Raw genomic sequence first — 22,768 nt, 5'->3', positions numbered from 1 at the left:
CCTCCGGCCGGTGCAGCGAGTGGGGGTCCCCCCTGCTCGAAGAGCTTGGGGGAGCGTGCCGGGCGGCGCGGGGGTGTGCCGGGAATTTCTCGGGGTCGCTTAGCCGCGTGGAAGACGCACGACGCTGTGGGCCTGACGCGTTGTTGAGCAGCAGTGTAGTGGCGTCGCGTGCGTCGTATTACGCCGCTGCGGAAGGATCACCCGTCCGTGGCTGGACGGGGTGGACAACGCCGCGAGTCGACCGCGGACTCCGACGTTACTCCGGGTTCGCCGAAAGGGGCCGGAGCATACGCTCCGGCCCCTCGGCCATGAGGCTTACGCCTCCTCGTTCACCCAGCTCATGAGCTTGCGCAGCTCCTTGCCGGTGGTCTCCAGCAGGTGCTCGGAGTCCTGCTGCTTGTACTCGTTGTACTTCTTCAGGCCGCCGTGGTACTCGTCCATCCAGTTGCGGGCGAACGTGCCGTCCTGGATCTCGGCGAGGACCTTCTTCATCTCGGCCTTGGTGGCGTCGGTGATGATGCGCGGGCCGGTGACATAGTCGCCCCACTCGGCGGTCTCGGAGATCGACCAGCGCATCTTCTCCAGGCCGCCCTCGTACATGAGGTCGACGATCAGCTTCAGCTCGTGCAGGCACTCGAAGTAGGCGATCTCGGGCTGGTAGCCCGCCTCGACCAGGGTCTCGAAGCCGGCCTTCACCAGGGCGGCGGTGCCGCCGCACAGGACGGCCTGCTCGCCGAAGAGGTCGGTCTCGGTCTCCTCGGTGAAGGTGGTCTTGATGACGCCGGCGCGGGTGCCGCCGATGCCCTTGGCGTACGACAGCGCCAGCGCGAACGCGTCGCCCGAGGCGTCCTGCTCGACGGCCACGATGCACGGGACGCCGCGGCCCTCCTCGTACTGACGGCGCACCAGGTGGCCCGGGCCCTTGGGGGCGACCATGCACACGTCCACGCCGGCCGGGGGCTTGATGAAGCCGTAGCGGATGTTCAGGCCGTGGCCGAAGAACAGCGCGTCGCCGTCCTTCAGGTTCGGGGCGATGTGCTCCTCGTAGACCTGGGCCTGGATCGGGTCCGGCACCAGGATCATGATGACGTCGGCCTCGGCGGCGGCCTCGGACGGGCTCACCACGCGCAGGCCCTGCTCCTCGGCCTTGGCCTTGGACTTGGAGCCCTCGTGCAGACCGACACGCACGTCGACACCCGAGTCGCGCAGCGACAGGGCGTGGGCGTGGCCCTGGCTGCCGTAGCCGATGACCGCGACCTTGCGGCCCTGGATGATGGACAGGTCGGCGTCAGCGTCGTAGAACAGCTCGGCCACTTTGGGTTCTCTCCTTGGTGTGCAGGTTGTGCGTCCCACCGTATGCCGGTGAGGGGACGGGAAGTCTCGGGGTCTCGGCATACGGGCGGCCGGTGTCGCCCGACCGCCCGAATCCTTTGCTACGCCGACCGGTCGAGGGCGCGCAGCGATCGGTCCGTGATCGAACGGGCACCACGGCCGATCGCGATCGTGCCGGACTGGACCAGTTCCTTGATGCCGTACTGCTCGAGCATCTTGAGCATGGCGGACAGTTTGTCGCTGGAGCCGGTGGCCTCGATGGTCACGGCCTCCGGGGAGACGTCGACGGTCTTGGCGCGGAAGAGCTGGACGATCTCGACGATCTGGGAGCGCGTCTCGTTGTCGGCGCGCACCTTCACCAGGACGAGTTCGCGCTGGACGGCCTGGGTGGGCTCCAGCTCGACGATCTTGAGCACGTTGACGAGCTTGTTGAGCTGCTTGGTCACCTGCTCCAGCGGGAAGTCCTCGACGCTCACCACGATGGTGATGCGGGAGATGTCGGGGTGCTCGGTGACGCCGACCGCGAGGGAGTCGATGTTGAAGCCGCGGCGGGAGAACAGGGCGGTGATCCGGGCGAGGACGCCCGGCGTGTTCTCGACGAGGACCGAGAGGGTGTGCTTGGACATGGTTATCGCTCAGCTCTCTGTCAGTCGTCTTCGTTGTCGCCGAAGTCGGGGCGGACGTCCCGGGCGGCCATGATCTCGTCGTTGGAGGTGCCGGCGGCGACCATCGGCCACACCATGGCGTCCTCGTGGACGATGAAGTCGATGACGACCGGCCGGTCGTTGATGGAGTTGGCCTCCTCGATGGCCTTGTCGAGGTCGGCCGGGGACTCGCAGCGGATCGCGTAGCAGCCCATGGCCTCGGACAGCTTGACGAAGTCGGGGACGCGGGTGCCCCTGGCCTGCGGGTTGACGTCGTCCGGGCCGGAGTGCAGCACCGTGTTGGAGTAGCGCTGGTTGTAGAACAGCGTCTGCCACTGGCGGACCATCCCGAGGGCGCCGTTGTTGATGATGGCGACCTTGATCGGGATGTTGTTCAGGGCGCAGGTGGTGAGCTCCTGATTGGTCATCTGGAAGCAGCCGTCGCCGTCGATCGCCCACACGGTGCGCTCGGGCATGCCGGCCTTGGCGCCCATGGCGGCCGGCACCGCGTAGCCCATGGTCCCGGCGCCGCCGGAGTTCAGCCAGGTGGCGGGCTGCTCGTACTGGACGAAGTGGGCGGCCCACATCTGGTGCTGGCCGACGCCCGCCGCGAAGATCGTGCCCTGCGGGGCCAGCTGTCCGATGCGCTCGATGACCTGCTGCGGGGCGAGCGAGCCGTTGCCGGGCTGCTCGTAGCCGAGGGGGTAGGTGTCGCGCCACCGGTTGAGGTCGTTCCACCAGGCGGTGTAGTCGCCCCGGTGGCCCTCGGCGTGCTCCTTCTGGACGGCCTGGACCAGGTCGGCGATGACCTCGCGGGCGTCGCCGACGATCGGCACGTCGGCCTCGCGGTTCTTGCCGATCTCGGCGGGGTCGATGTCGGCGTGGACGATCTTGGCGTACGGGGCGAAGCTGTCCAGCTTGCCGGTGACGCGGTCGTCGAAGCGGGCTCCGAGGGCGACGATCAGGTCGGCCTTCTGCAGCGCGGTGACGGCGGTGACCGCACCGTGCATGCCCGGCATTCCCACGTGCAGCGGGTGGCTGTCGGGGAACGCGCCGAGCGCCATCAGGGTGGTGGTGACGGGCGCTCCGGTGAGTTCGGCGAGGACCTTCAGTTCGGCGGTGGCCCTGGCCTTGAGCACGCCGCCGCCGACGTAGAGGACCGGTCGCTTGGCGGCGGTGATCAGCTTGGCCGCCTCGCGGATCTGCTTGGCGTGCGGCTTGGTGACGGGCCGGTAGCCGGGCAGGTCCATGACCGGCGGCCAGGAGAAGGTGGTCTTCGCCTGGAGGGCGTCCTTGGCGATGTCGACGAGGACGGGGCCGGGGCGGCCGGTGGAGGCGACGTGGAACGCCTCGGCGATCACCCGGGGGATGTCCTCGGCCTTGGTGACCAGCCAGTTGTGCTTGGTGATCGGCATGGTGATGCCGACGATGTCCGCCTCCTGGAAGGCGTCCGTGCCGATCGAGGAGGACGCCACCTGGCCGGTGATCGCGACCAGCGGGACGGAGTCCAGGTTGGCGTCGGCGATCGGGGTCACCAGGTTGGTGGCGCCCGGGCCGGAGGTGGCCATGCAGACGCCGACCTTGCCGGTGGCCTGCGCGTAGCCGGTGGCCGCGTGGCCGGCGCCCTGCTCGTGCCGGACCAGGACGTGCCGCACCCTCGTCGAGTCCATCAGCGGGTCGTACGCGGGAAGGATCGCACCACCGGGAATGCCGAATACGGTGTCGGCGCCGACCTCCTCGAGAGAGCGGATGAGGGACTGCGCACCCGTGACGTGCTCGGGTGCGGACTGGTGTCCTCCGGATCGGGGCCGCGGCTGCGGATGGGCCCCGGTGGCCTGCTCGGTCATCGGCATTCTCTTCTCGATGCTGAGGTTTTTTGCGAGGATTCTGCGAGGGTCTGGCATGTCGGCTTGCGCCGGGTTCGCACGGTGTGCGGGAGCTGTACGGAGGGTGCCCGTGCAACAAAAAACCCCTCGTGCCGTGAGGCAAGCGAGGGGAGCGCGCCGGAGTGGGTCGCTGGGGATTCCGGATCTCTCCTCCGGTGGGTCCCAGCTCAGCCGACGCGCTGTCCAAGTACGAGAATTCGGGTGCGCATGGCACTGACCCTCCCCCCAGCGCGCACCTACTGTCAAGTGGGTGGGACGGGCGTCTCACTATTCGGGCGCAGCGCCGTCCCGCTCCCGAGGACGGCGGGCACCCCGGCGCTGAACGCGCCCAGCCCTCTTTCGACGACGCGCTCACCCCCGACGTACACCGGTCCGGGCGGCACGGAGTAGTGGCCGGCGGTGAGCGCGCGGCGCAGCCGGTACTCGTCCAGCGGGCCCGAGAACGCCGCTCCCTGCCCATGGGTGCAGCCCATCGCGCGCAGGGCGAGGACCTGCTCGGGCAGGTCCACCCCGTCGGCCACGGACTGCAGTCCGAGATCGCCGGCGATACGGAGCAGTCCGCTGGTGATCTTGTGCAGGCGGGCCGACTCCACGACGCCCTCGACCAGGCCGCGGTCGAGCTTGAGGACGTCGACGGGGAGTCTCCTGAGGGCCGCGACGGCCCCGTGGCCGCCGCCGAAGCCGTCCAGCGCGATCCGGACGCCGAGGCGGCCGAGGACGGACAGCCGGCGCTCCAGCTCGTCCAGCGGGACCCGCGGGTCGGTGTCGGCCAGCTCGATCATCAGGGCCCCGGAGGGCAGCCCGTGGCGGGTCAGCAGGGACTCCACGGTGCCCGGGGGCAGGGCCCGGTCCACCAGGCGGCGGGCGCCCATGCGGACGACCACGGACACGGCCAGGCCGGTCCTGGCCCGCTCGGCGGCCTGCTCCACGGCCTGTTCCAGCGTCCAGCGGCCCAGTTCGGCCGTCCGGTCGCCGTCCTCGGCCGCGCGCAGGAACTCGGCGGGGGTGAACAGCACCCCCTGGGCGGAGCGCCAGCGCGCCTGGGCGGCGACCGAGGTGATCCGGCCGTCCGCCAGACGCACCACCGGCTGGTGCAGCAGGGTGAACTCGCCGTCGTGCAGCGCTGACCTGAGCCGGCCGGCCAGTCCCGCCCTGCGGACGACGTCCTGCTGCATCTGCGGCTTGTACAGCTCGACGCGGTCCTTGCCGGCCGCCTTGGCGCGGTACATGGCGAGGTCGGCGTTGCGCAGCAGTTCGCCCGCGCCGAGGCCCGGTTCGGCGAAGGCGACGCCGATGGAGGCGGCGACCCGGACATCGTTGCCGTCGATGAGGTACGGCTGCGACAGGGTCGTCCGGAGCCGGTCGGCCAGCTCCAGGATGTGTCCCTCGCGGGCGGTGCGCTCGCGGCCGCCGTCGCCGACGATGAGGGCCGCGAACTCGTCGCCGCCGAGGCGGGCGGCGGTGTCCCCGTGCCGGACCGCCTCCTGGAGTCTGCGGGCGGCCTGGACGAGCAGCTCGTCCCCCGCCTGGTGGCCGATCGTGTCGTTGACGCCCTTGAAGCCGTCCAGGTCGATGAAGAGCACGGCGGTGCCCCGGTCGGTGCTGCGGCGGCCGGACAGGGCCTGCTGCACGCGCCGGGTGAACAGGGCGCGGTTGGGCAGGTCGGTGAGCGGGTCGTGCTCGGCGTTGTGCTGGAGCTGCGCCTGGAGGCGCACGCGCTCGGTGACGTCGCGGCTGTTGAAGATCAGGCCGCCGTGGTGGCGGTTGATGGTCGACTCGACGTTGAGCCAGCCTCCACCGCTCTCCGCTTCGCTCGGACGGGAGCCGCTCCCGCCGCCGGAGCGGAAACGGCACTCGATGCGGGTGGTGGGCTCCTCGTGCGGGCTGGCGGCGAGGAAGCGGCGCACCTCGTGGATCACGCAGCCGAGGTCGTCCGGGTGGATGAGGCCCGCCAGTTCGGTGCCCACCAGTTCCTCGGCGGGCCGCCCGTACACCCCGGCGGCGGCCGGGGAGACGTATCTGAGGACGCCGTTGGGCGCGGCGATCATGATGACGTCGCTGGAGCCCTGCACCAGGGAGCGGAAGTGGTTCTCCTTGTGGGCCAGTTCCTGGGCGAGGGTGATGTTCTCCAGCAGTGTGATGCCCTGCCGTACGAGCAGGGCGAGGACCACGGCGCCGGCGGTGATCAGCACCACGCGGTCGACGCTGTGGCCGTCGAGCACGTTGTAGAGGATCCCCAGCGTGCAGACGGCGGCGGCGAGGTACGGCGTGAGGGCGGCGAGGGAGCCGGCGAGGGGCCGGCCGGTCGGGTACCGGTCGGGGTCCCCGTCCGGCGCGGGCGGCCGGACGTGGCCGCCGGGCTCGCCCGGGCGCGGTCCGGGCACGTGCCCCACGGTCCCGCACTGTCGGCCGCCGGCGGCGGGCGCGGGTCCGTCGGCCACGCGTTCGTGGGCGTCGCCGTCGCCGTCGCCGCCCCCGTGCGGGCGGGCGTCGTGGCGGGGGTCGTGGTGGTGGGGGTCGTACGGGCGGGTGTCGTGCGGGTGGGCGCCGGGCGCGGCGGGGTCCGTCTCGGCTCTGGCCGTGTCGTGCTGCTCGGTCGCCGTGCCGATGCTCCGGGAGGCGGCCCAGGGGGCGTACGCGAGCAGGAGCGAGCCGGCGAACCAGCCCGCGTCGAGGAGCTGCCCGGAGCGGTAGTGGTTGTGCAGCAGCGGCGAGGTGAACAGGGCGTCGCTCAGCACCGTCAGGGCGAGTCCGCCGATCGCCGTGTTCACCGCCCTGCGGTTGATCCGCGAGCGCCGGAAGTGGAGCGCGAGGACCATGCTGACCAGGGCGATGTCCAGCAGCGGGTAGGCCAGCGAGAGCGCGGTGTACGCGACGCTCGGTCCGTCGAACTTGGCCGCCTGGGCCAGCGCGAGGCTCCAGGAGAGCGTGAGCAGCGACCCGCCGATCAGCCAGGCGTCCAGCACCAGGCACACCCAGCCGGCCCTGTTCACCGGCCGCTTGGCGAGGACCAGGAGACCGACGATCGCGGGCGGTGCGAAGCACAGGAAGAACAGGTCGGCGTAGCTGGGGCTCGGCACGGGCTCGGCGAGGACGACCTCGTACCACCCCCAGACCGCGTTGCCGAGGGCCGCCATCGCCGAGGAGAGGGCGAACAGCAGCCAGGCGAGGCGGAAGCGGACCCCGTGGCTGCGGGCGTACAGCACGCAGGACACGGCGGCGGTGCCGGCCGCGGCGCTCAGCCCGAAGTCACCCATGAACAGGGCGACCTCGCGCGAACCCCAGCCGGAGGCGGATCCCACGGCGTACGACGCGCACACCAGCGCCAGCAGGAGCTGGGGCGTCGCTCTGCGGGCGGCGTCGACGCCGCCCGGCGCCCGGGGCGGCAGGGTCCCCGGCGACGGCTGGCCGCACGGCGCCGCGCCGAACGCGGTCATGACGGACGGAGGCGGGCTCACCGGTCGCTCCCGGTCCGCGCCGCCGCGTCCCGCCCGTCGCGGCGCGCCGGTTGCGGCTGCCGCCTGCGGTGCTGGTGACGACCGCCGTGGTGGTGCCGGCCGCTTCCGCCCGCGGCCGTGCGCCAGGGCCCGCGGTGGCGGCCCCGCCGCGTCGGATGGTTCGTCCATAGGCCGTGCATCGCCCGTCGCCCCCCTCGCAGTCTGGTATGTCCGTCCCCGGCGCCGAACGTGCACGGCGCAGCCCCAGTCGGGACGATACACCAGTATCGTCACTCAGGGACATAGCCGTTCTACTCTCCGTGACGACCAGCGCATATGCGCGTACGCACCGCGTCCGCAAGAACGCGGACCGTACCCGAAAAGGACTACGCGCCTGCCGTGCCCGGGGCCGGCTCCCGCCCGGCGCCCGTCGTGCGGACCACGTTGATGAGCGGCTCCCCGTTCACGAAGCGGGTCAGCTGGCCGACCAGCAGCCGCTCGGCGCGCGGCCGGAAGGCCGAGGTCGGACCGCCGACGTGCGGGGTGATCAGCACACCGGGAGCGTGCCACAGCGGGTGGTCCCGCGGCAGGGGCTCGGGGTCGGTGACGTCGAGCGCGGCGGTGAGCCGGCCCTTCTCCAGCTCGGCGAGCAGCGCCTCGGTGTCGACGACGGGGCCGCGCGCGACGTTCACCAGCAGCGCGCCGTCCTTCATCCGGGCGAGGAACCCGGCGTCGACCAGACCTCGGGTGGCCTGCGTCAGGGGTGTGGACAGGATGACGACGTCGGCCCGCGGAAGCAGCGCGGGCAGATCGGTGAGCGGTTGCACTGGACCGCGCACCGTAGCGCGCCCGGAGCGCGCCACGCGCGCCACCCGCGCGAGCTCGAAGGGCGCGAGCCGGTCCTCGATGGCGGCGCCGATGGCTCCGTAGCCGACGATGAGGACGCTCTTGTCGGCGAGCGCGGGGTAGAAGGAGCCGCCCCGCCACTCGCCGCGGTCCTGGGCCCGCGTGAACCCGGGGACGCCGCGCAGGGAGGAGAGGACGAGGGCCAGGGCGAGTTCGGCGGTGCTCGCCTCGTGCACGCCGCGCGCGTTGCACAGCCGTACCCCGGCCGGCAGGCGCCCGAGGCCCGGCTCGACGTTGTCGGTGCCGGCGGACAGCGTCTGCACGACCCGCACCGAGCGCATCAACGGCATCGGGCGCACGGCGAGGGCCGCGGGCCGCATGTACGGCACGACGTAGAAGGCGCAGTCGGCCGGGTCCCCGGGGTACTCCTGCTCCCCGTCGTCGCCTCCGTCCCAGAAGAGGTACTGCGGCCCCTTCGGGAGCCCCTCGATCTCGTCCGGCGGGATGGGAAGCCACACGTCAGCAGTCATGTCCAGGAGGCTATGTCAGGGCCGCGCGCAGGCAGAGGTTAGGTTGGTCAACCGCAGGCGAGGGAGGGTTACGGCGAGGTGGAGCGCAGGACGATCGGCGCGGGGGCGCTCGCGGTGGGGGCCGTAGGGCTCGGGTGCATGCCGATGAGCTGGTCCTACAGCGCGTCGCGGCAGCGGGGCGAGACGTCTCTGCGAGCCGTGCACCGGGCGCTCGACCTGGGGTCCACGCTCCTGGACACCGCCGACATGTACGGCCCGTTCACCAACGAGCTGCTGGTGGGGCGGGCGTTGAAGGAGCGCCGCGCGGACGCCTTCGTCTCGACGAAGGTGGGCCTGCTGGTGGGCGACCAGCACATCGTGGCCAACGGCCGCCCCGGCTATGTGCGGCGGGCCTGCGACGCGTCGCTGCGGCGGCTGCAGACGGACGTGATCGACCTCTACCAGCTCCACCGGGCCGACCCGGAGGTGCCGGTGGAGGAGACCTGGGGCGCGATGGCGGAGCTGGTGCGGGCCGGGAAGGTGCGGGCGCTGGGCCTGTGCGCGGTGGGCGCGCACGACCGGCGCCGGTCCGGCGCCCGGCCGCACGACGGGACGATCCGCCGGCTGGAGAGGGTCCAGCAGGTGTTCCCGGTGAGCGCGGTGCAGGCCGAGCTGTCCGTGTGGTCGCCGAAGGCGCTGGAGTCCCTGCTGCCCTGGTGCGCGGCGCGGGGCGTCGGCTTCCTCGCCGCGATGCCCCTGGGCAACGGTTTCCTCACCGGCACGCTCACTCCCGGCCAGGGTTTCGAACCGGACGACCTGCGGGCCCGGCACCCGCGGTTCACCGCCGAGATGATGGCCGCCAACCAGCCGATCGTGGCCGGTCTGCGGCGGGTGGCCGCCCGGCACGGCGAGCAGGTCACGGCGGCCCAGGTCGCCCTGGCCTGGGTGCTGGCCCAGGGCCGGCACGTCGTCCCGGTGCCGGGCACGAAGCAGGAGCGCTGGGTCACCGAGAACGCGGGCGCCGCGGAACTGCGGCTGACGGCGCGGGACCTGGCGGAGCTGGGGCGGCTGCCGGCGGCCCGGGGCTCCTGGGACTGAGGCATGCCCCCCCACGCGGCCGGGGATCCCGGAGACGGGGCGGGTGTGCCGCCCATGGCCAGGGCTCCTGGGACTGACGCGGGTGTGCCGGCGCACGGCCGGGAATCTCGGGGCCGGGGCGGGTGTGCCGGCGCACGGCCGGGGCTCCGGGGACTGATGCGCGCCGCCGCACGGTCGGGGTCCTGGGGCCGAGGCGGGTGTGCGGTCACGCGGTCGGAGGCCTCGGGGCCGGGCGGGTGTGCCGGCGTGCGGCTCGGGGGAGGCTCCGGGCGGGCGGCGGGACCGGGTCGGGCGTGGTGCTTCGCCCCGCGGTGGGAGGGAACCTGGCGGGCGCGGGCGGTGTATGAGTGGGAGAAGCCGCCGCGTCGAAGGGACATGATCGTGCAACGTCGAGCCGTTCCCGGCCTGCTGGCCGCCGCCCTCGTCCTGGCGGCCGGATGTTCCTCCGGCGGGCCGCCGCCCGGCGGGCAGTCCGCCACGCCGGGCGCCACGGCGACGCGGTCCTCCGCACCGGCCCGCCCCACCGAGACCGCGCCGCCGGCCAAGGGCACGGTGAAGGTGGTGCGCACGGTGGCTGAGGGCCTGGACACGCCGTGGGGCCTGGCCCCGCTCCCGGACGGCGGCCTGCTCGTGTCCTCCCGCGACCGCGCGACGATCACCCGCGTCGACGAGAAGACCGGGCGGAAGACGGAGCTGGGCACCGTCTCCGGGGTGGCTCCGGAGGGCGAGGGCGGCCTCCTCGGTATCGCGCTCTCCCCCGACTACGCCTCCGACCACCTGATCTACGCCTACTTCACCTCCGCCTCCGACAACCGCATCGCGCGGATGCTGTACGACCCGAAGCGCCCGGCCGGGGACCAGTTGGGGGCGCCCGACACGATCTTCAAGGGCATCCCCAAGGGCGTCATCCACAACGGCGGCCGGATCGCCTTCGGCCCCGACGGCATGCTCTACGCGGGCACCGGCGAGAGCGGCGCGCGCGGTCTGGCCCAGGACACGAAGTCCCTGGGCGGCAAGATCCTGCGGCTGACCCCGGACGGCGCGCCCGCCCCGGGCGACCCGTTCCCCGGCTCCCCGGTGTACTCCTACGGGCACCGCAACGTGCAGGGCCTGGCCTGGGACCCCAAGCAGCGGCTGTTCGCCTCCGAGTTCGGCCAGGACACGTGGGACGAGCTGAACGCGATCAAGCCCGGCGACGACTACGGCTGGCCGGACGCGGAGGGCAGGTCCCGGAACGCGAAGTTCCACGACCCGATCGCCCAGTGGCACACGGACCAGGCCTCCCCCAGCGGCATCGCCTACGCGGCGGGATCGATCTGGATGGCGGGCCTGAAGGGCGAACGCCTGTGGCGGATCCCCCTCAAGGGGACGGAGGCGTCGGCGGCGCCGCAGGCGTTCCTGACCGGCGCTCACGGGCGGCTGCGCACGGTGGCCTCCGCCGGGGGCGACAAGCTGTGGCTGGTCACCAGCAACACCGACGGCCGCGGCACCCCCAAGAAGGGCGACGACCGGATCCTGGAGCTGCGGGTGTCCTAGGGTCTTTCGTTTGGACCATGCCGGGTCAGGGAGCGGGCCCGCCCCGAACGAAAGAACCTGACCCCGGCCTTTCCGCGTCGCGGCCCCGGCGTTTCGGCGGGGCCGCCCGGAGCGGCGCCCGGGCGCGCTCACTCCTCGCCGAAGGCGGCCTTCCCGTCGGGCTCGGCCTCTCCGTCGGACGCGGTGTCCCCGTCGGGGCCGGCCGCCTCCGGGGCCCTTTTCGGCAGGCGTACGACGACCTTCCCGGACGCGAGATCGACCGGCCCGCGCCCAGGGTCGCCGTCCCCGACGTCCTCCCGGGTCAGCTCCAGCCGTTTCTGCTCGTCCCTGGTGTGCTTGCGCCCTGGTGCGAACAGTTCCTCGAAGACGTTGAACACGGCCCGCTCCCCTCCGGTCGTCTCCCCACCGTACGGCTCATCCGGCCGCCGGGGCGGAGAGCGTGTCGTGGGCGAACAGATCCAGCCGGTGCGCCACCGCCGCCGCCTCGCCGCGGCCCGAGACGTCGAGCTTGGCGAGGATGTTGGAGACGTGGACGCTGGCCGTCTTCGGGGAGATGAACAGTTCCTCGGCTATCTGGCGGTTGGTGCGGCCCAAGGCGACCAGGCGCAGCACGTCCTGTTCCCGGCGGGTGAGGCCGAAGGACTCGACGGGGTCGGCGGCGACGGCCCGCCGCTGAGGGACCGCGGCCAGGGAGAGCCGGGCGCCGCGGGCGAGCCGCGCCGCCGCGTCGGCGAGCGGGCGGGCCCCCAGGTGCTCGGCGACGGCGTGCGCCAGGCGCAGCAGTTCCGTGGCGCGGTCGCGTCCGTCGGCGTCCCCTCCGGCGAGCAGGGCCGCGGCCAGGCGGCAGCGGACACGGGCGAGGTCGTAGGGGCGTTCGAAGGTCTCGAAGGCGGCGACGACGCCGGTCCAGTCCTCGGGCCGGTCGCGGCCCGCGGCACACGCGAGTTCGGCGCGCACCCAGCTCTCGTACGCCTGCCAGAGGGGCACCACGGTGGGCAGGGTGCGGGCGGCGTCCCTGACCCGTTCGAGGGTGGCGGTGTGGCCGGGGCCGGCACCGGACAGGGCGGCGGCGCGGGCCTCCGTGGTGGCGGCGGTGAGCAGGACGGGCCAGCCGTAGCGGTGGGTGCCGGGCGGGAAGCCGCGCTCCAGGACCCGTTCGAGTTCGGTGCGGGCGTCGGGCAGGCGGCCCTCGCCCGCGGCGACGGCGATGGTGAGCCGGGCCAGGGGGATGGAGTGCTGGGGGGCGTGCGCGTACTTGCCGTAGCTCTCCTGCGCCACGGCCAGTTGGCGGGCCGCCTCGGGCAGGTCGCCCCGGGCCAGGGCGAGTTCGGCGCGGTTCCTGGCATGGAAGGCGCCCGGCTTGGCGCTGTGCCCGATGCGCTCGGAGCGGGCCACCGCCTCGGCGGCCTCTTCCCAGCGGCCCAGGCTGAACAGGGACTCGGTGAGGTTGCCCCAGACCCAGGCCTCGTGGTCCAGCAGTCCGTGGCCGCGCGTGTAGGCGAGGCCCTTCTCCAGCAGCGGCACGGCCTCGCGGGAGCGGCCGACGGCCTCCAGTTCGGAGGGCAGGTTGATGTAGGAGCGGCCGGCGACGGCGGAGATCCCGTCGGCCACGGTGCGCCGGTTGACCTCGCGCATCTCGGCGAGGCCCGCCTCGACGTCCCCGGCGTCGACCATGAGGCCGCCGAGGGTGAGCCGGGCGTTCATCTCGATCTCGCGGGCGCCGACCATGCGCGCGTACTCCACGGCCCGCTCGGCCGCCGAGACGGCGTCGGGGCCGGGGGTGTGGATCATGGACCAGTTGGCGACGTGGGCCAGCACCTCGGCGTGCACCTCGGAGGGCGGCAGTCCGCGCACCAGGTCCTGCGCGGTGGCCAGTTCCCGCCAGCCGTCGCCGTGGGACTTCAGCTGCACCAGCCGGGAGCGCTGGACCCAGAACCAGGCGGCGCGCAGCGGGTCGTCCTCCTCGTCCAGCAGGCGCAGCGCCCGCTTGGCGAGCTTCATGGCGCGCTCCCGCTCGCCGCACAGCCGGCCCGCGACGGCGGCCTCGGCCAGCAGATCGAGGTAGCGCAGCGGGACAGGCGCCCCGTCGCTGGCGCAGCAGAGGTATGCCTCGACGTAGTCGACGGCGCGCAGCCGCCCGCCGACCTCCTCCGGGGTGGCGTCCCACAGTTCCATCGCCCGCTCCAGCAGGCGGAGTTGCTCGCTGTAGGCGTGCCGGGCGCGGGCCGCGACGGAGGCCTCCAGGACGGCCGGGAGGGCCTTGGCCGGGTCATGGGCGTGGTACCAGTAGCTGGCCAGGCGGGTGACGCGCTGGTCGGCGGGGACGAGCGTCGGGTCGGCCTCCAGCGCCTCGGCGCAACGGCGGTTGAGGCGCGAGCGCTCGCCGGGCAGCAGGTCGTCGCTGACGGCCTCGCGGACCAGGGAGTGCCGGAAGCGGTAGCCGTCGCCGGTGGACGCGGCGATGAGGATGTTCGCGTTCACCGCGGCGCGCAGCGCCTCGATGAGGTCGTCCTCGGCGAGCCGGGCCACGGCCGCGAGCAGCCGGTGTTCGACGGTGGAGCCGCCCTCGGCGGCGATGCGGACGACCTGCTGGGCGTCCTCGGGCAGCGTCTCGACCCGGACCAGGAGCAGGTCGCGCAGGGAGTCGCTGATGACGGGGCAGTCCGCGCCGGCGCAACAGGCGAGTTCCTCGACGAAGAAGGCGTTGCCGTCGGAGCGTTCGAAGATCTCGTCGACCTGGGCGGGGGCCGGTTCGGCGGCGAGGATGCCGGCGATCTGGCGGCCGACCTCCTGCCGGGTGAAGCGGGCGAGCTCGATGCGGCGGATGGCGCGCAGCCTGTCGAGTTCGGCGAGCAGGGGCCGCAGCGGGTGACGGCGGTGGATGTCGTCGGAGCGGTAGCTGGCCAGGACGAGCAGGCGGCCGGTGCGCAGGGTGCGCAGGAGGTAGGCGAGGAGGTGGCGGGTGGAGGCGTCGGCCCAGTGCAGGTCCTCCAGGACGAGGACGACGGTGTGGGCGGCGGCGACCTGTTCCAGCAGGCGGGCGGTGAGTTCGAAGAGGCGGGCGACGCCCTCCTCGTCGTACCGGCCGGTGCCGCGGGCGGCGGCCTGCTCGCCGAGTTCGGGCAGGAGCCGGGCGAGCTCCTCCTCCTGGCCGGCGGCCGCGGCGGCGAGTTCGCCGGGCAGTTCGCGGCGCAGTGCGCGCAGGGCGGTGGAGAACGGCGCGAAGGGCAGCCCGTCGGCGCCGATCTCCACGCAGCCGCCGAGCGCGACGACGGCGCCCCGACGGGCGGCGGCGGCCGCGAACTCCTCGATCAGCCGGGTCTTGCCGACGCCGGCCTCCCCGCCGAGCAGCAACGCCTGCGGCTCGCCCGCGGTCGCGCGGGCGAGCATGTCGTACAGCGTGCCGAGTTCGCTCTCACGGCCGACGAACACCGGACTGACGGACCTGATCTCCACGGACCAGAGCATCGCACGCGGCGGTGACGGCGCGGGAGCGGTTTTCGTGCCGGCGGCTCGGCCGGCGGGCGGCGTGCCCCGGCCGGCGGCCGGGCGGGCGGCGCCGGGGGCGGCCGGCGGGCGGGGCCGGTCCACCCCCGTGGGGCCGGCCCCGCGGGCCGCCGCGCTCATGCGGCGGGGGTGAACCGGTGCTTGCCGAAGGGGCCGCTATGGGACTCCGCCTCGCGGGTGTCCCCGCCGGCCGAGCGGCGGGCGGCCCGGCGGGCGCGGACGACGGCGCGGACCAGGCGCGCCTGCTCGGCCTCGCGGCGCAGCTCGGCGGACCGCAGCTGGTGGTACTCGTACTCGAACACGGTGTCTCCCTGGTGGAGGGCGGGTTGTCGGCATCGCTCGGGGCGATGCCTCCACCCTCGTCTCCCAGGGGGCCCCGCGGCATCGGGAGAGTTCCGCATCTTCGGCGGATCCCGATGCCTTAGAGGTCCGCGCGGGGGGCCTTAGAGCCGTGGTGAGGCGCCTACGGCGGTACTGAGGACCCTCGCGGGACAGGGGCACTGCTCAGGCGGACGGCAGTCCGAGGAGGGCGTCGGTGTACTTCAGGACGGCCAGCAGCAGGCCGATGACACCGAGGACGACTCCCGCCCAGGCCACCGACTTGATCCACGGCGCCTGCGGGGCGCGCGGGGCGCCGAACGCGGGCCGGGCGAGGACGACGACGCCGACGAGCGAGGCGGCCAGCGCGAACAGCCCGGCCCACAGCGCGGTGGTGTGCCAGGCGTCGCCGTAGACCTCCTTGATCTGGGTGGCGACGCTCGCGGAGCTGGAGGTCCGCAGCTGGCCGATCAGCTGTTCGCGGGCTGCGGCGACGGTGCCGAGCCAGCCGCCGCTGAGCGAGACGAGGCCCAGCGCGGCCGAGACGACGGCTCCGGCGCCCTGGCCGACGCCCGAGGAAGCGGCCGGCTCGCCGTCGTCGGCGTGGTCCGCGGAGCCCTCTTCGAGGTCGGTCGCCTCGTCTGCGGGGGCGGCGGCTTCGGGGGCCTCGCCGGCGGCGGGCTCGGCGGCCTGCGCGTCCGGGGCGGCGGTGGCGGTGGCGGTCTCGGTGGTGGGCGCCGTGGCCTCACCGCCGCCCGTGGTGGTCTCGGAGGGGGCCGCCCCCTCCTGGTCGGTGGTCGTCTCGTCTGCGGTCTTCGTTCCCATGCCCCGCACCGTACGGACGCTCTCTGAGAGGTCCCTTAATGATCGCCAGGTGCTCTCGGCGATCGTCGGGTGCCGCAGCGGCACAGTGATCCGCCGGCCGGCCACGGCCGTGCAGGAATCCGCTGCCGGAGGCGCGCGCCGGTCCGCGGGCTGGGGGGAGGCGCGTGCGGAGTCCACGTCCGTGGCGTGCGCGCCGAACGGGACGTACCGGGTGACGAACTCCCGCCCGGGGTCCGTGGGCGCGAGGCACGCCTCGGTGCGCCTGCGGGCCAGGGGGCGCGGTTCGGCGTCGTCGTCACCCGGGGATGTCGCGTGCGTCCCGCCGCTGCTCCTTCGTCAGTTCGGCCACGACGTCGCCGAGCCTCTCGTGGGCGGCGCGGCACTCGGGCGGCTCGATGCTGATGCGGGGCAGCACCCGGTCCAGCCGGCGCGGCAGCCACCAGTTGGCGCGGCCGAGCAGGTGCATGAGGGCGGGCACGAGCAGGGTGCGCAGCACGAAGGCGTCCAGCGCGACGGCGGCGGCGAGCGCGATGCCGAACATGGCGATCACCCGGTCGCCGCCGAGCACGAAGGCGAGGAAGACCGAGATCATGATGACCGCCGCCGAGTTGATCACCCGGCTGGTCTCGGCCAGGCCGACGCGGACGGCGCGCCGGTTGTCGCCGGTCGCCAGCCACTCCTCGTACATCCGGCTGACCAGGAAGACCTGGTAGTCCATGGAGAGGCCGAACAGGACCGATACCATGATCACCGGCAGGAAGGGCTCGATGGGCCCGGCCCGCCCCAGGCCCAGGAACTCGCTGCCCCAGCCCCACTGGAAGATCGCGACGACGACGCCGAAGGCGGCGGCGACGGCGACGATGTTCATGGCGGCGGCCTTGAGCGGGATGCCGACGGACCGGAAGGCGAGCAGCAGCAGGACGCAGCCGAGGCCGACGACCACGCCGACGAAGAGCGGCAGCCGGCCGACGATCACGCCTGCGAAGTCGTCGTACCCGGCGGTCACCCCGCCGACCTGGACGTCCAGCGAGGTGCCGGTCTCGGCGCGCGGCAGCACCTCGGTGCGCAGCCGGTCGACGAGGTCGCTGGTGCGCTGCGACTGGGGCGCGGAGTCGGGGACCACGGTCAGGTAGGCGGTGGTGCCGCCGCCGTTGTACGTGGCCGGGGTGACCTCGGCGACGCCCTCGGTCGTGCGCAGGGTGGCGTCCAGGTTGTCCAGGGCGAGCTTGTCCTCGGCGCCGCCGACGCGGGTGACGAGCGTCAGCGGCCCGTTGACGCCCGGTCCGAAGCCGTCGGCGACGAGGTCGTACGCCCGCCGGGTGGTCGCCGAGGACGGGTCGTTGCCCTGGTCGGAGGTGCCGAGGTGGAGGGCGAGGGTGGGCAGCGCGAGCACCGTGACGACGGCCAGGGCGAGGACGCCGAGCAGCTTCGGGTGGCGTTCCACGAAGGCCGACCAGCGGGCGGCGAACCCGGTGGGCACCTCGGGTTCGGGGCCGTGCTCGGCCAGTCTGCGCCGCTCGCGCCGGCTCAGGGCGCGCGGGCCGATGAAGGACAGCAGGGCGGGCAGCAGGGTCACCGAGGCGGCCACCGTGAGGGCGACGGTCGACGCCGCGGCGATCGCCACGCCGTTGAGGAAGCCGAGCCTGAGGATCAGCATGCCCAACAGCGCGATGCAGACGGTGGCGCCCGCGAAGACCACGGCGCGCCCGGTGGTGGCGACGGCGTTGGCGGCCGCCTCGGCGGTGGTGAGCCCGCGTTTCAGGCCGCGCCGGTGGCGGGTGACGATGAACAGCGCGTAGTCGATGCCGACGCCGAGGCCGATCAGCATGCCCAGCATGGGCGCGAAGTCGGCCACCGTCATGGCGTGGCCGAGGAGCTCGATGGCGCCGTAGGCGGTGCCGACGCTGACCAGTGCGGTGGCGATGGGCAGCAGGGACGCGACGAGGGAGCCGAACGCGAGAAGGAGCACCAGGGCGGCGACGCCCACGCCGACGATCTCGGCGAGGTGTCCGCCGGAGGACTGGGTGCCGCCGATGGCGCTGCCGCCGAGCTCCACCTGGAGCCCGTCGGTCTGGGCCGCCTTGGCCGTGCCGACGACGGCCTGCGCCTCGGCCTTGCCGATGTCCTGGGCCGGGCGGTCGAAGGTGACCGTCGCGTACGCCGTGTGTCCGTCCCGGCTGATCCGGTCGGCGCCGTGGCCGCTGTAGGGGCTGGTCACCGACGCCACGCCGGGCAGTTCCGCGATCCGGTCCAGGGTGCGGGTCATGGTCTGCTCGACGTCGACGGCTCGGACGACGCCGGGCGCGGTGTGCCACACGACGGTGTCGCTGTCGCCGCCGAGGCCCGGGAAGCCCTCGCGCAGCAGCTGGGTGGCGCGGCCGGACTCGGTGCCGGGGACCTCGTAGTCGTTGGAGTACGCCGGGCCTACGACGGCGGCGGCGACCGTGACCCCGCCCAGGGCGAGGAGCCAGAGCAGAACGGTGACGAGGCGGTGCCGGACACACCAGCGCGCGAGGGCTGCCACGAAACGTGCTCCCAGGTGACGATTTGTGGATCTTTGACCGGGAACAGTCGTCAACGAACGGAACGGCCCGCAAAGAACGCATGAGCAAGGTGACAACACTCTTGCAGGCGAATGTGATCGTTTACCGTGTTCGTGGCGTTATTCACATCAGTGCGGCCCACTTCACACGACAGCCGGGCGAGATCGGTCAAGTCCGTCACGGGGCGGGGCGGTGCGGCCGGGCCGGTTCGGTCGGACCGGTTCGGTCGGACCGGTTCGGGCAGGCCGATTGCAGTCGGGCCCGGACTGTTCGGGCGGGCCCGTTCAGTCGAACTGGTCGCCGAGTGCCATGACCATCACTCCGGCGATCATCAGCCACAGCGCCCGCCGGGTACGGCCCCGGAAGCCGAGCAGGGCCGCCAGCGCGCAGACGGCGGCTCCGGTGGCATAGGCGGCTACGACGAGGGCGGGGGCCGAGCGGGCCAGCCGCAGCAGCGACGCGGCGATCCCGGCGAGCGTCAGCAGCGATCCGGCCCCGGACGCCGTCCAGCGGGCCCTGCGGGCGACCTCGGCGGGGTCCTCGGGGTCGTCGCCGTCCTCGGGGCCGCCGGCATCCTCGGGCTCTTCGGTGTCCGTGTCCCCGGTCGCACCGATGGGCCCGGTCGCCTCGGTCTCTCCGGCCCTCCCGCTGTCCTCGGTCGCCGCGGACTTCCCGGTGTCCTCGGTCGCCGGGGACTTCCCGGCGTCCTGGTGGCCGTCCTCGTCGGCCGCCCGGGGGCCGCTCCCGGTCTCGTCGCGCGGGCCGGCGGCCTCGGCGGCGTCCGCCCGGGACATGGCGGCGGGGGTCTCGGAATCGGCACGTCCACTCATGGCGGGCGAGCGTAGCCGCTGGGTCCGGGACAGCGGTGCGCCGGGGGTGCGCCGCGGCTGCCCGGCGGGCCGGCGGGGGCCGGCGGGCACCACCGGCCCCGCCCTCCGGAACGGCCGAAGGGCGCGGCCCGGCGGGAACCGGGGCGCGCCCTTCGTGACGTCGGCTCGGCCGAGGCCGCCGTCGTCGTGCCGGTCTACTCGGAGACGCCGAGCCTCTCCAGGATCAGCTCCTTGACCCGGGCCGCGTCGGCCTGGCCGCGGGTGGCCTTCATGACCGCGCCGACCAGCGCGCCGGCCGCCGCGACCTTGCCGCCACGGATCTTGTCCGCGATGCCGGGGTTGCCGGCGATGGCCTCGTCGACGGCCGTGCCCAGCGCCGAGTCGTCGGAGACGACCTTCAGGCCGCGCTTGTCGACGACCTCGTCCGGGGTGCCCTCGCCCGCGAGGACGCCCTCGATGACCTGGCGGGCCAGCTTGTCGTTCAGGTCGCCCGAGGAGACCAGCTCGGTCACGCGGGCGACCTGCTGGGGCGTGATCGCCAGCTCGTCCAGGGACGTGCCGGACTCGTTGGCGCTGCGCGCCAGCTCGCCCATCCACCACTTGCGGGCGGAGGCGGCGTCGGCCCCGGCGTCGATCGTGGCGACGATCGGGTCGAGCGCGCCGGCGTTGAGGATGGCCTGCATGTCGGTGGCCGAGATGCCCCACTCCGCCAGCAGGCGGGTGCGACGGGCCAGCGGCAGCTCGGGCAGGGCCGCCCGGATCTCCTCGACCCACTCGCGCGAGGGGGCCACGGGCACCAGGTCGGGCTCCGGGAAGTACCGGTAGTCCTCGGCCTCCTCCTTCACGCGGCCCGAGGTCGTGGACCCGGTGTCCTCGTGGAAGTGGCGGGTCTCCTGGATGATCGTGCCGCCGGAGGAGAGCACCGCGGCGTGCCGCTGGATCTCGAACCGGGCGGCGCGCTCGACGGACCGCAGCGAGTTGACGTTCTTGGTCTCGCTGCGGGTGCCGAACTTGTCCGCGCCCTTGGGCATCAGCGACAGGTTGACGTCGCAGCGCATCTGGCCCATCTCCATGCGGGCCTCGGACACGCCGAGGGCGCGGATGAGCTCGCGCAGTTCACGGACGTACGCCTTCGCCACCTCGGGGGCGCGCTCGCCGGCGCCCACGATCGGCTTGGTGACGATCTCGATGAGCGGGATGCCGGCGCGGTTGTAGTCCAGCAGGGAGTGGGACGCGCCGTGGATACGGCCGGTGGCGCCGCCGACGTGCGTCGACTTGCCGGTGTCCTCCTCCATGTGGGCGCGCTCGATCTCCACGCGGAAGGTCTCGCCGTCCTCCAGCTGCACGTCGAGGTAGCCGTCGAAGGCGATCGGCTCGTCGTACTGGGAGGTCTGGAAGTTCTTCGGCATGTCCGGATAGAAGTAGTTCTTCCGGGCGAAGCGGCACCATTCGGCGATCGAGCAGTTCAGCGCGAGGCCGATCTTGACGGCGGACTCGACGCCGGTCGCGTTGACGACCGGGAGCGCGCCGGGCAGGCCGAGACAGACCGGGCAGGTCTGGCTGTTCGGGTCGGCGCCGAGCGCGGTCGAGCAGCCGCAGAACATCTTGGTGGCGGTGCCGAGTTCGACATGGACCTCGAGGCCCATGACGGGGTCGTACGACGCCAGCGCGTCCTCGTACGACACCAGGTCGGTCGTGGTGGTCACGGTGAAAACTTCCCTCTCAGCCCAGCAGGACGTCGTCGTCGCCCAGCCGCTTCAGCTCGCGGTAGAGGATGGCGAGGCCGGTGACGATGGCGGCGGCCGACACGGCGGCGTCGATCAGGCGCAGCGTGTCGCTCTCCGTGCGGGCCTTCTTGGCCTGCTTGATGACGCTGACGGCGCCGAACGCGGTCGTCGCCATGGACAGGTACGTGCCGGACTTGGACTTCTTGAAGCCCTTGGCCTTGGACAGTGCGTTACTCACAGCGACGGAGCCTCCTCGAGCAGCGGGTGTCCCCACTTTTCCACGAACGCGGCCTCGACGGCGGCGCCCACCTTGTAGAGGCGGTCGTCCTTCATCACCGGGGCGATGATCTGCAGGCCCACCGGGAGGTTGTCCTCCGGGGCGAGACCGCAGGGCAGGGACATGGCCGCGTTGCCCGCCAGGTTGGTCGGGATGGTGCACAGGTCGGCGAGGTACATCGCCATCGGGTCGTCGGCGCGCTCGCCGATCGCGAAGGCGGTGGTCGGGGTCGTCGGGGAGACGATCACGTCGACCTGCTCGAACGCCTTGTCGAAGTCCTGCTTGATGAGGGTGCGGACCTTCTGGGCGCTGCCGTAGTACGCGTCGTAGTAGCCGGAGCTGAGCGCGTAGGTGCCGAGCATGATGCGGCGCTTGACCTCGGGGCCGAAGCCCGCCTCACGGGTGAGGGAGGTGACCTCCTCGGCCGAGTGCGAGCCGTCGTCGCCGGTGCGCAGGCCGTAGCGCAGACCGTCGAAGCGGGCCAGGTTGGAGGAGCACTCGGACGGCGCGATCAGGTAGTACGCCGACAGGGCGAGGTCGAAGGACGGGCAGTCCAGCTCGACGATCTCCGCGCCGAGCTCCCGCAGCATGTCGACGGACTCGTCGAATCGCTGGACGACGCCGGCCTGGTAGCCCTCGCCGCGGAACTGCTTGACCACGCCGACGCGCATCCCCGCGACGCTGCCGTTGCGGGCGGCCTCGACGACCGGCGGGACCGGCTCGTCGATGGAGGTGGAGTCGAGCGGGTCGTGGCCGGCGATCACCTCGTGCAGCAGCGCCGCGTCCAGGACCGTGCGGGCGCAGGGGCCGCCCTGGTCCAGGGAGGAGGAGAAGGCGACCATGCCGTAGCGGGAGACCGCGCCGTAGGTCGGCTTGACGCCGACGGTGCCGGTGACGGCGGCCGGCTGGCGGATGGAGCCGCCGGTGTCGGTGCCGATGGCCAGCGGGGCCTGGAAGGAGGCGAGCGCGGCGCTGGAGCCGCCGCCGGAGCCACCGGGGATCTTGGTGAGGTCCCACGGGTTGCCGGTCGGGCCGTAGGCGCTGTTCTCCGTCGAGGACCCCATGGCGAACTCGTCCATGTTGGTCTTGCCGAGGATGACGACGTCGGCGGCCTTGAGCCGCTTGGTGAGCGTCGCGTCGTACGGCGGGATCCAGCCCTCGAGGATCTTGGAGCCGACGGTGGTCGGCACGCCCTCGGTGGTGAAGATGTCCTTGAGCGCGAGGGGGACGCCGGCCAGCGGGCCGAGCTTCTCGCCGCGCGCCCGCTTCTCGTCGACGGCGCGGGCCTGCGCGAGGGCGCCTTCGCGGTCGACGTGCAGGAAGGCGTGCACCTTCTCGTCGACGGCCTCGATCCGGGCGAGGTGCGCCTCGGTGACCTCGACGGCCGTGAGCTCGCCGGAGGCGATCTTCTCGGCGGTCTCGGCCGCCGTGAGCTTGATGATGTCCGTCATGA

General features: G+C 73.2%; 16 protein-coding genes. 2 read left to right on the top strand and 14 right to left on the bottom strand.

Going from position 1 to position 22,768, the window contains the following annotated elements; genetic code table 11:
• Positions 1–315 precede the first annotated feature (315 nt).
• From ilvC to ACH5A8_RS28560, 5 genes are all read right to left on the bottom strand, one after another.
• On the bottom strand, positions 316–1,314 hold the full coding sequence (ilvC, locus tag ACH5A8_RS28580) for a ketol-acid reductoisomerase (protein WP_399006734.1): 999 nt from the start codon (positions 1,312–1,314) through the stop codon (positions 316–318).
• Between the two features lie 119 nt (positions 1,315–1,433).
• Positions 1,434–1,958 carry an acetolactate synthase small subunit gene (ilvN, locus tag ACH5A8_RS28575; protein ID WP_399006732.1) on the bottom strand — a complete coding sequence of 175 codons (525 nt, stop codon included), beginning with the start codon at positions 1,956–1,958 and terminating at the stop codon, positions 1,434–1,436.
• A 20-nt stretch (positions 1,959–1,978) separates the two neighbouring features.
• Positions 1,979–3,823, bottom strand: a complete 1,845-nt coding sequence (locus tag ACH5A8_RS28570; RefSeq protein ID WP_399006730.1) for an acetolactate synthase large subunit — start codon at positions 3,821–3,823, stop codon at positions 1,979–1,981.
• Positions 3,824–4,104: 281 nt separating this feature from the next.
• Positions 4,105–7,299: a putative bifunctional diguanylate cyclase/phosphodiesterase gene (locus ACH5A8_RS28565; RefSeq protein ID WP_399007003.1), complete on the bottom strand. Its 3,195-nt coding sequence runs from the start codon at positions 7,297–7,299 to the stop codon at positions 4,105–4,107.
• 386 nt (positions 7,300–7,685) lie between these two features.
• A complete protein-coding gene (locus ACH5A8_RS28560) occupies positions 7,686–8,675 on the bottom strand; it encodes a 2-hydroxyacid dehydrogenase (RefSeq protein ID WP_399006729.1) in 990 nt (329 codons plus the stop codon).
• A gap of 78 nt (positions 8,676–8,753) precedes the next feature.
• Between ACH5A8_RS28560 and ACH5A8_RS28555 the strand changes: the two genes are divergently transcribed.
• Positions 8,754–9,752: an aldo/keto reductase gene (locus ACH5A8_RS28555; RefSeq protein WP_399006727.1), complete on the top strand. Its 999-nt coding sequence runs from the start codon at positions 8,754–8,756 to the stop codon at positions 9,750–9,752.
• Between the two features lie 375 nt (positions 9,753–10,127).
• Entirely contained in the window at positions 10,128–11,288 is a 1,161-nt protein-coding gene (locus ACH5A8_RS28550) for a PQQ-dependent sugar dehydrogenase (protein WP_399006725.1), read from the top strand.
• Positions 11,289–11,416: 128 nt separating this feature from the next.
• On the opposite strand, the gene ACH5A8_RS28545 is transcribed toward ACH5A8_RS28550, so the two are convergent.
• The 9 genes from ACH5A8_RS28545 to gatA all read right to left on the bottom strand — a co-directional run bounded on the left by ACH5A8_RS28545 (position 11,417) and on the right by gatA (position 22,766).
• Positions 11,417–11,665 carry a DUF6191 domain-containing protein gene (locus ACH5A8_RS28545; RefSeq protein ID WP_399006723.1) on the bottom strand — a complete coding sequence of 83 codons (249 nt, stop codon included), beginning with the start codon at positions 11,663–11,665 and terminating at the stop codon, positions 11,417–11,419.
• Positions 11,666–11,702: 37 nt separating this feature from the next.
• Positions 11,703–14,756, bottom strand: coding sequence for an AAA family ATPase (locus ACH5A8_RS28540; RefSeq protein WP_399006721.1), 3,054 nt, complete (start codon positions 14,754–14,756; stop codon positions 11,703–11,705).
• Between the two features lie 155 nt (positions 14,757–14,911).
• Positions 14,912–15,097, bottom strand: coding sequence for a hypothetical protein (locus ACH5A8_RS28535; protein ID WP_399006719.1), 186 nt, complete (start codon positions 15,095–15,097; stop codon positions 14,912–14,914).
• Between the two features lie 202 nt (positions 15,098–15,299).
• The gene (locus ACH5A8_RS28530) at positions 15,300–15,938 is read right to left on the bottom strand and encodes a hypothetical protein (protein ID WP_399006717.1); all 639 of its coding nucleotides are present in this window, start codon (positions 15,936–15,938) and stop codon (positions 15,300–15,302) included.
• A gap of 295 nt (positions 15,939–16,233) precedes the next feature.
• Positions 16,234–18,462, bottom strand: a complete 2,229-nt coding sequence (locus tag ACH5A8_RS28525; protein WP_399006715.1) for an MMPL family transporter — start codon at positions 18,460–18,462, stop codon at positions 16,234–16,236.
• Between the two features lie 303 nt (positions 18,463–18,765).
• Positions 18,766–19,311 (bottom strand): hypothetical protein, encoded by a 546-nt coding sequence (locus tag ACH5A8_RS28520; RefSeq protein ID WP_399006713.1) that lies wholly within the window; start codon positions 19,309–19,311, stop codon positions 18,766–18,768.
• Positions 19,312–19,505: 194 nt separating this feature from the next.
• On the bottom strand, positions 19,506–21,017 hold the full coding sequence (gatB, locus tag ACH5A8_RS28515; protein WP_399006711.1) for an Asp-tRNA(Asn)/Glu-tRNA(Gln) amidotransferase subunit GatB: 1,512 nt from the start codon (positions 21,015–21,017) through the stop codon (positions 19,506–19,508).
• Between the two features lie 16 nt (positions 21,018–21,033).
• A complete protein-coding gene (locus ACH5A8_RS28510; protein ID WP_037858086.1) occupies positions 21,034–21,276 on the bottom strand; it encodes a hypothetical protein in 243 nt (80 codons plus the stop codon).
• Positions 21,273–22,766, bottom strand: coding sequence for an Asp-tRNA(Asn)/Glu-tRNA(Gln) amidotransferase subunit GatA (gene gatA, locus ACH5A8_RS28505; RefSeq protein WP_399006709.1), 1,494 nt, complete (start codon positions 22,764–22,766; stop codon positions 21,273–21,275). Before gatA ends, ACH5A8_RS28510 begins: the two co-directional genes overlap by 4 nt.
• Between the last annotated feature and the right edge of the window lie 2 nt (positions 22,767–22,768).

The sequence above is a fragment of the Streptomyces sp. NPDC018610 genome (genome assembly GCF_044391765.1).
GTDB lineage: Bacteria > Actinomycetota > Actinomycetes > Streptomycetales > Streptomycetaceae > Streptomyces.
Note: the sequence above shows the minus strand (reverse complement) of the source record. Positions and strands in the feature narration are given on the sequence as shown.

What these genes read in the sequence shown, in the direction of transcription:
- ilvN (WP_399006732.1), bottom strand. Translation starts at nt 1,958, where the DNA reads ATGTCCAAGCACACCCTCTCGGTCCTCGTCGAGAACACGCCGGGCGTC.
- ACH5A8_RS28570 (WP_399006730.1), bottom strand. Translation starts at nt 3,823, where the DNA reads ATGACCGAGCAGGCCACCGGGGCCCATCCGCAGCCGCGGCCCCGATCC.
- ACH5A8_RS28565 (WP_399007003.1), bottom strand. Translation starts at nt 7,299, where the DNA reads ATGACCGCGTTCGGCGCGGCGCCGTGCGGCCAGCCGTCGCCGGGGACC.
- ACH5A8_RS28560 (WP_399006729.1), bottom strand. Translation starts at nt 8,675, where the DNA reads ATGACTGCTGACGTGTGGCTTCCCATCCCGCCGGACGAGATCGAGGGG.
- ACH5A8_RS28550 (WP_399006725.1), top strand. Translation starts at nt 10,128, where the DNA reads ATGATCGTGCAACGTCGAGCCGTTCCCGGCCTGCTGGCCGCCGCCCTC.
- ACH5A8_RS28540 (WP_399006721.1), bottom strand. Translation starts at nt 14,756, where the DNA reads ATGCTCTGGTCCGTGGAGATCAGGTCCGTCAGTCCGGTGTTCGTCGGC.
- ACH5A8_RS28530 (WP_399006717.1), bottom strand. Translation starts at nt 15,938, where the DNA reads ATGGGAACGAAGACCGCAGACGAGACGACCACCGACCAGGAGGGGGCG.
- ACH5A8_RS28520 (WP_399006713.1), bottom strand. Translation starts at nt 19,311, where the DNA reads ATGAGTGGACGTGCCGATTCCGAGACCCCCGCCGCCATGTCCCGGGCG.
- gatA (WP_399006709.1), bottom strand. Translation starts at nt 22,766, where the DNA reads ATGACGGACATCATCAAGCTCACGGCGGCCGAGACCGCCGAGAAGATC.